This is a genomic window from Flagellimonas onchidii, from assembly GCF_004804315.1.
Taxonomy (GTDB): domain Bacteria; phylum Bacteroidota; class Bacteroidia; order Flavobacteriales; family Flavobacteriaceae; genus Flagellimonas; species Flagellimonas onchidii.
The window spans coordinates 1-4,399 of sequence record NZ_SRXX01000044.1 but is presented as its reverse complement, the minus strand read 5'-3'; the positions used below and the strand labels follow the sequence as shown (position 1 = coordinate 4,399).

Below are 4,399 nucleotides of genomic sequence, written 5' to 3'. Positions count from 1 at the left end.
ACATGCCTCCTAACACATTATTTTTCCTTCAATATCGCCCCCCACAAAAAGACGGGGCGGGTTGAACGGGAAAATAATGACAAAAAAGTTCAAATTTAATTTGGTAAGTCCATAGAATACTTACCAAGGGAGTCGAAACCATTCCACAAGTATTTATTTTTTGTTGACATCGGACACCTTTTCTGCCTTTCATAAAATCAATCAAGATGAAATCTGGCATTTTTATGAAGGCTCCGCCTTGAAGCTATATGTCATTTCGGATAAAGGTGAGTACTCTGAGCACGTTATTGGAAATGATTTTGCTGCAGGACAAGTTCCTCAATTTGTAGTTCCTGGAGGACATTGGTTTGCTGCCAAAACTATTGAAACTGACAGTTATTCCTTTGTAGGCTGTACAGTATCACCAGGGTTTGATTTTGCAGATTTTGTACTACCTAAACGAGAAGAACTTATCTCTAAGTTTCCTCAACACCAAGAAATCATCTCGCAACTTACCAGGAATTAGGTTTTTTTCTTCTTTTTAGTCGCTACAACAAGTTTCACGGCTTTCATGGTCAGATTGGTCAATTCAAATTAGACATCCATCAACCCAAACCGAGCATCCATCCATTCAACACAGGTCTCTAGTATAAAAATTACCAGATTTAAGTATCCATCAGTTTTTAATCCAAAAAAACCATTAAAACAAACGGTACTCTAAAACATGTTTTGATAAGGTTTCTCGCCTTACTCTTCCTCATGGTTCTCTCTGTAGTGGTTGGACTATCCATATTGGACCCCCAAAAACCTTGTGACAAAGGACATGCCCTATATGATATAGGTTGGTTTTTAATTTTTTGCACTCCTTGGTTCGTAGGCTTATTGGTAGAACTGTTCTTTCTCTATAAACGAGGACAAACTGCCAAACGAAATAGCAATCTAATTATGGTTGTTACATTGCTTGTTTGCCTTGTTTTTCTGTACATTTTTTTTGAAACAACACCATGTTACTAAGCATAAAGATGAAGAAAATAAAAACAGTGTTGCTTTTTCTGCTTGGACTCTTTTGTTCTATTCTATTTCATCTGTCCATACAAAAACTCATCATCCTAAATCCTTGCCAATATCACACAAAAGATCCCGGTTTCTTCATCAATATATTTTATGATTTCCCTGTCAGTGAAGGCTACCACCCCGTATGGAATGTTAATTACTACATATTGGTTCTCGCTACAGGTATAGGGATAAGCTTTTTATTGAACCGTATTGTGTCCCATACTAAAAGAACTTAGCACGTACGGAAACGAATCACACATAATGCACTGCATCCGTCAACCCAAAAGGGCTATCCGTCAATTTGACTTCAAATTACGGAAAGAAAAATCTCAACTTCATACATCTAATTTTATAAACAATGAAAGTCAAGATTGTCTTCTGTTTCCTTTTAACATTTACCATGGACATATACAGTCAAAATACATTGACCATAAAAATGGATGAATATAACCGAGAGGACATTGTTTATGACTTGGATGACTTCAAAGCGATGTTCCCTGAAGTACATCTTCATGAATGGCTTGCAAGCAATCAAACAGCAATGACAGCTCCCGATGCGTTTTCCATGTTCGCAGACAAGGGAGATTATATGTACGATAATTATTATCCAGAGAAAGCAATCCGATATTATAAGGAAGCCCTTAGAATTCGCTGTAATGAATCCGATGGATATATATGGAATAGAGTGGGAAACTCATACTCCGATATTGAAATGTATGAAGAAGCGATAACATCTTATCAAAATTTTTTGGAAATCTCTTGTTGTATTGATGAACTAGTCGCATTGACAAACATAGGTAGAACATATATTGATCTAGGAGACTATGATGCAGCCATAGAATATTACCTAATGGCGTATGAATTAGATGATACCTACCAAAGAACCCTAAGCGGTCTGGGAAATGCGTTCACACATAAAAACACTCAAGAAAGTTTTGACAAGGCTATTTTTTGGTACAAAAAGGCTTTGGAAATCGAGGAGGAAGACCTGCATGTGGTTTGGCACAATTTGGGGACAATTCATTCTAGAAGAAAAATTCCAGATTATAAAAAAGCTATGGAATGTTGGAACAAGGCCCTTGAAATTGAACCGTTTTTTGCCGAGACCTTATTGAACAAAGCGGATTACTATTTCTATCAAGAAAACCAACACCAAAAAGCGTTGGAATATGTAAACAAAAGTGCTTCCTTAAAACCAAGATTAGTCAATGTTTGGGAGTTAAAGGCCAGAATTCATTCATCGCTAAAAGAATACGAAAATGCAATAAGCGCTTACCGAAAATACATTGACCTAAACCCGAATAATGTCATCATTCAAATGGAGCTTGTTGAACTGCTGCTAATTACCAATCAATTTAAAGAAGCAAGCTTCGAATTAGGACAAACCAAAGAAATCATTTCATTGAACCGTGATAAAATACTGGGCTTGTTCCATGAATTCATTCTTTTATTGATTAAAGATGAAGATGTGTCCAAAATTCAAAAAGAATTGACTGAACTCCAAAATAAAGGTGAAGTTGAACTTAATTGGAGTTTTGAATTGATTGAAGAATGGCTAGAAAAATCCAAAACAATCAACAACACAAAAAAAGAAAAAATCCATAGACTCGTCAATCAATTAGATTAAAAGATTCTAGGGCATAGCCATCATCAGTCCAAAAACATATTTATTAATTGGAATTCAATCCCATCAAACCAAAAACATGAAAACCAAAATTATCTTCTGTTTCCTAATAGCATTCGCCTTTAAGTCATATGGTCAAAACGATTCCATTTTAAAGTATACCTACATTAAGGAAAATATTGTGGCCAGCGCCATTGATGGTACTTGGAAAGCTGCAGAAGGCAAATATCAGCTTACATTTAAAAAGGACACCACGGTGCTTAGGTTATTATCACCAAAATATTATGAAGTGCTTAGGGATAAAATCATTTATCATGTAGGCCATCTGTCAGGTATCTGGAAGAATACAGAAATAAAGGACGTCTATTTTATTCTAATAGAACATCATGGCAATCCTATTATACTCGCTTTTGAAGAAAAGGATGGTGATATCGTAGGTTCTGGGGAAGGAGGCTTCTTCCTATTTATTGCCAAAGGGTTTTATAAAGAAGAGGATAAACTCATTGTGGTCGATGACTATAGAACCGGCCCTGCATTGGAGTTTGTTAGGATTGAATAATGCCAGATGAAAACCAAATCTCTAAAAAAGCAATGAAAAATATAATGTTATTACTGGTTGTTTCGATTTCTTCTAGCAGTATGGCCCAACAACTGACCACTTGGAACGAGATAAAAATACAGCGTTTTGGAAAATCGACCTTGTATAGTACAAAAGAAAACATACCCCTAAAGGGGTATTACAAGATAGCTTCGGACAAAGGCAACTATTCTGAAATTCGCTTTACGGATGGTAAAATAAACGGAACCAGAAATAACTATGATTCAGATGGCAAACGTATCGGGAGTTTTAAATACAAAGGCGGAAAACCACACGGGAAGTGGGTTTATTTTGATGAAAAGGGAAAACCAGAAGCTGTTGAAAATTATAAAGAAGGTAACAAACATGGCAAATGGTGGAAAAAGAAATTCAAGAAGAATATTTACTACATAAGAACAGAGCATTACGAAAATGATCTCCCTATTGGCCATTGGACGGAAAAGTGGCAGAACGGGACCCTAAAAGAAGAAAGAACATATAAAAGCATAGGCACCTATATACAAAAGGAATATCATAAAAATGGTAAGCTGCATACACAAAAATCATATAAAGATTTTAAACAACACGGTGTTCAGCTAGTGTATGCCGTATCAGGTATTTTACTGAGCAGAGAAACCTACCACAATGATGTGCTGCAAAAAATAGAAACCTTTCACAACAACGGCCAGCTTAATCAACTATACAATTACAAAAACGGGGAACTGCACGGCAAGTGCGTAAAGTATAAGCCTTCAGGAGCTAGGTCTTTGGTAATGCGATATGAAAATGGCTATAGAATCGGGGTTTGGAAAACATACTTGGGTGACGAAGGGTGGCTCTATTTTGAAACCACATATAAAAATGATATTCCAAATGGACCACATACCTCCTATTACAGCAATAGAATAATAGAAAAAGAGGGAATGTTTTTGAATGGTAGGCGAAATGCTATCTGGAAATTTTATAACCAAGCCGGTAAATTGGCAAAAGAGGTGGAATATGATAATGGAACAGAAGTAAAACGAGTAGTATATAATAAGCTGTAATAGTTAAGACTTAATCTGACAATCTTAATAAATTAGTTTAACCCTTAAATTAGATTTGTCAGATGAGTACAGAAGAAAAGATCATCAAACCAAAGTTAGGATTATTAGAACTTGCCA

The 4,399-nt window shown here is 35.8% G+C and carries 3 protein-coding genes and 1 pseudogene; all 4 read left to right on the top strand.

What is annotated here, in order from left to right; translation table 11 throughout:
• Positions 1 to 133 precede the first annotated feature (133 nt).
• Positions 134 to 505: pseudogene (locus E4661_RS18855) on the top strand (cupin domain-containing protein); the annotation flags it as partial.
• Between the two features lie 888 nt (positions 506 to 1,393).
• A complete protein-coding gene (locus E4661_RS18850) occupies positions 1,394 to 2,662 on the top strand; it encodes a tetratricopeptide repeat protein (protein WP_136469012.1) in 1,269 nt (422 codons plus the stop codon).
• Between the two features lie 76 nt (positions 2,663 to 2,738).
• Positions 2,739 to 3,218 (top strand): hypothetical protein, encoded by a 480-nt coding sequence (locus E4661_RS18845; protein WP_136469011.1) that lies wholly within the window; start codon positions 2,739 to 2,741, stop codon positions 3,216 to 3,218.
• Between the two features lie 32 nt (positions 3,219 to 3,250).
• Positions 3,251 to 4,282: a toxin-antitoxin system YwqK family antitoxin gene (locus E4661_RS18840; RefSeq protein WP_168796445.1), complete on the top strand. Its 1,032-nt coding sequence runs from the start codon at positions 3,251 to 3,253 to the stop codon at positions 4,280 to 4,282.
• The last annotated feature ends 117 nt before the right edge of the window (positions 4,283 to 4,399 follow it).

Excerpts from the sequence above, each read along its gene's own strand:
- E4661_RS18845 (WP_136469011.1), top strand. The coding sequence starts at position 2,739 with ATGAAAACCAAAATTATCTTCTGTTTCCTAATAGCATTCGCCTTTAAG.
- E4661_RS18840 (WP_168796445.1), top strand. The coding sequence starts at position 3,251 with ATGAAAAATATAATGTTATTACTGGTTGTTTCGATTTCTTCTAGCAGT.
- E4661_RS18850 (WP_136469012.1), top strand. The coding sequence starts at position 1,394 with ATGAAAGTCAAGATTGTCTTCTGTTTCCTTTTAACATTTACCATGGAC.